Source organism: Flavobacterium sp., assembly GCF_039930565.1.
Classification (GTDB): domain Bacteria; phylum Bacteroidota; class Bacteroidia; order Flavobacteriales; family Flavobacteriaceae; genus Flavobacterium.
Genome location: NZ_JBDTTP010000152.1, coordinates 1 through 2,613 on the forward strand (window position 1 = coordinate 1; position 2,613 = coordinate 2,613).

3 protein-coding genes and 1 pseudogene are annotated in these 2,613 nt (G+C 35.8%); all 4 read right to left on the reverse strand.

What is annotated here, in order from left to right:
* Window positions 1-387 precede the first annotated feature (387 nt).
* The gene (locus tag ABI657_RS19170) at window positions 388-570 is read right to left on the reverse strand and encodes a hypothetical protein (RefSeq protein ID WP_348098871.1); all 183 of its coding nucleotides are present in this window, start codon (window positions 568-570) and stop codon (window positions 388-390) included.
* On the reverse strand, window positions 540-872 hold the full coding sequence (locus ABI657_RS19175) for a hypothetical protein (RefSeq protein WP_348098872.1): 333 nt from the start codon (window positions 870-872) through the stop codon (window positions 540-542). The genes ABI657_RS19170 and ABI657_RS19175 overlap by 31 nt, the downstream gene beginning before the upstream one ends.
* A complete protein-coding gene (locus ABI657_RS19180; protein WP_348098873.1) occupies window positions 873-2,165 on the reverse strand; it encodes a hemolysin family protein in 1,293 nt (430 codons plus the stop codon). It abuts the gene before it with no gap.
* A 47-nt stretch (window positions 2,166-2,212) separates the two neighbouring features.
* Window positions 2,213-2,613: pseudogene (locus tag ABI657_RS19185) on the reverse strand (efflux RND transporter periplasmic adaptor subunit); the annotation flags it as partial.

The window sequence follows — 2,613 nt, forward strand, 5'->3', positions numbered from 1 at the left end:
TCTTCATTTTTACCACTCTTTGTACCAGTTTGTTTCTTATTGAACTATCCACCTATCATTTACTTTATGAGGTTTCTAAAAGTAAAAAAGCTTTGGTTAAGCCTTTTACGGAAACAAAAATACTTACCATTTTTTTAAAGCTACGGTTGGGAAGTAAACAGGCTTAGAGTTAATTGTACAACAAAGCAAAACAACCAAACTATTAGGTATTGCCTATGCTATGCTGATTATACTATGTTGAGCACCTTGACCTGAAATACTTATGCCTCTACATGTAGGCTCCGCTTCCACAAAACTCTGACAATTATATTCACAAGTGTTTGATACCCTATTATCCTTTCGGCGCAAGCTCACCGTACCAATAAGCAGCGGTTACACTGCCATCCATTAAGAAGTCGCTACCGGTAATGAATCTAATGCACCAAGCAATTGATTTGTGGCGTTTGATAAGGCAATGCCTGAACTATAATTGTCTTCATTTTTTATTGATTGCGGTATTGCTGCCTTATATGCCGGTGTAAAATAGGAGTTGAAAATATTTAGAAAAAATATGAGTACATAATCTGCCATGCTTCTGTTACAAAGGGTAAACATCCTACTATTGCCATTCGTACAAAGTGGGTGATGTACATTATTTTCTTACGGTCTATCCTGTCTGCAAGTACACCTGCATGAGGACCAAATAAAATAAATGCTGTTACTCTTAATGTTAATGCTGTAGATAAAATGGCTGCTGAATGATTGCCTCCAAACTGAAAGGCAAGCAATGCAATACCTACCCAGGTAAATGCATCACCTAATAAACTGATGGTTTGCGACAGATAAAGTTTTAAAAATATTTTATCTCTTAATGCACCAAATGGATTTGGCATTCAATTATTTCTTGTAATCAAAATTTTATCTATTCTGTTTCCATCCATATCTATAACCTCAAATTCAAAATCATTCCATTTAATTTTTTGTCCCGCAATTGGAATGTTTTTTAAAAGATGTATTATCAGACCGGCAAGAGTATTAAAGTTGCCTTCAGATTTAACATCATCTTCTATATTGAAATACATAAGGAACTCAAAAAAAGAATACTGTCCATCTGCCAGCCATGAATTGTTATCACGTTGTATTATCTGGTATTCTTCCTGGTTGTATTCGGTGACATCACCAACCAAAGCATCTACAATATCATCCATAGCAAGCATTCCCTGTAAGCCTCCATATTCATCAACCACCATAGCATAATGAAGTTTGGTATTTTTAAATTGTTCCAGCACTTTATATGCAGATGTGTTTTCATGTACGAATATTGGCTTTTTAATAAAGTCTTTAAGATTGAATGGTTGTGCGTTAAAATCTTTTGGAAAAATATCTTTGATTGCAATTACACCGAGCAAATCGTCTAACCGGTTTTTAGCAACCACATAAACAGAATGCGTTTCCATTGCTGATTTTTGCTTAACTATATCCAGTGTGTCATTCACTTCAAACCAAATTAAATCTCTTCTATGGGTCATTAACTCACTTACTTTCCTATCGCCCAGTGCAAACACTCTTTCAACAATATTTTGCTCTACCTGTTGTATTTGTCCACCCTCACGGCTTTCCTGGATGATGACTTTCAATTCTTCCTCGGTGTGTATTTCTGTTCCGTGCATGGGTTTAATTCCTACTAATTTTAAAAGCACATTTGCCAATCCATTCAGTGCCCAAATGAAAGGACGGAAAACAACATAGAATAATCTTAATGGAAGTGCTACTCCAAATGTTGTTCTAACAGGGTAGCGGATAGCTACGGATTTTGGAGCTAATTCACCGAACACAATGTGCAAAATGGTGATTACTGCAAAGGCAATAGGTAACGCCAGGTTATGAGCAGTCTGTGCTGAAAGGTCAAGATTGAACCCGTGGAAGATGCGTAAAATGATAGCGCTTACTACTCCTTCGCCAATCCATCCTAAACCGAGGCTGGCTAATGTTATGCCTAATTGGGTAGCAGCTAAATAACCGTCAAGGTTTTTCAAAATGTTTTTAGCCGTATTGGAAATATTTAAATTCTTATGTCCTTTTGTTTCTATTTGAGATGTTCTTACTTTAACAATGGCAAACTCCGCAGCCACAAAAAAGCCATTAAGAAAAACTAATAGTAATGTAATAATAATATCGAGTGCCATAAGTCTGTTTTATTATAAGTAATGGTTTATTTATATTGAAATTAAATTTATTCTTCTACATTTTTCATCGCTGATAATAAAGCATAAGCTCCTTTTATAACAATCTTAATTACTCTCATATCGTAGCCATCAGGCAATGTAGCCGCTACAAACCCTTCCTGTTCTATTCCTTTTACAACAGGTATCATTTTAAAGGTTGTTTTGTTTTGTGCAGTATCTGATTGTATAAAAATGTAATCCTTTCCTTCTGATTGAATAATTGCTTCTACAGGTAGTGCTGGTAGATCTTCTGTTCGTGTTTCAATCATTGCCTTTACATACATGCCGGGCAGCATTGCAGGGTCGTTAGAGACTGTAAGATGACAGTGAACGGGTATTGTTCCATCTTCTTCAGTTGCTTTGCCTATAAGAAAAACTTTTGCTTCCCTGTGGTAATCTGTTTCATTCG

What these genes read in the sequence shown, in the direction of transcription:
- ABI657_RS19170 (WP_348098871.1), bottom strand. Translation starts at nt 570, where the DNA reads ATGGCAGATTATGTACTCATATTTTTTCTAAATATTTTCAACTCCTAT.
- ABI657_RS19175 (WP_348098872.1), bottom strand. Translation starts at nt 872, where the DNA reads ATGCCAAATCCATTTGGTGCATTAAGAGATAAAATATTTTTAAAACTT.
- ABI657_RS19180 (WP_348098873.1), bottom strand. Translation starts at nt 2,165, where the DNA reads ATGGCACTCGATATTATTATTACATTACTATTAGTTTTTCTTAATGGC.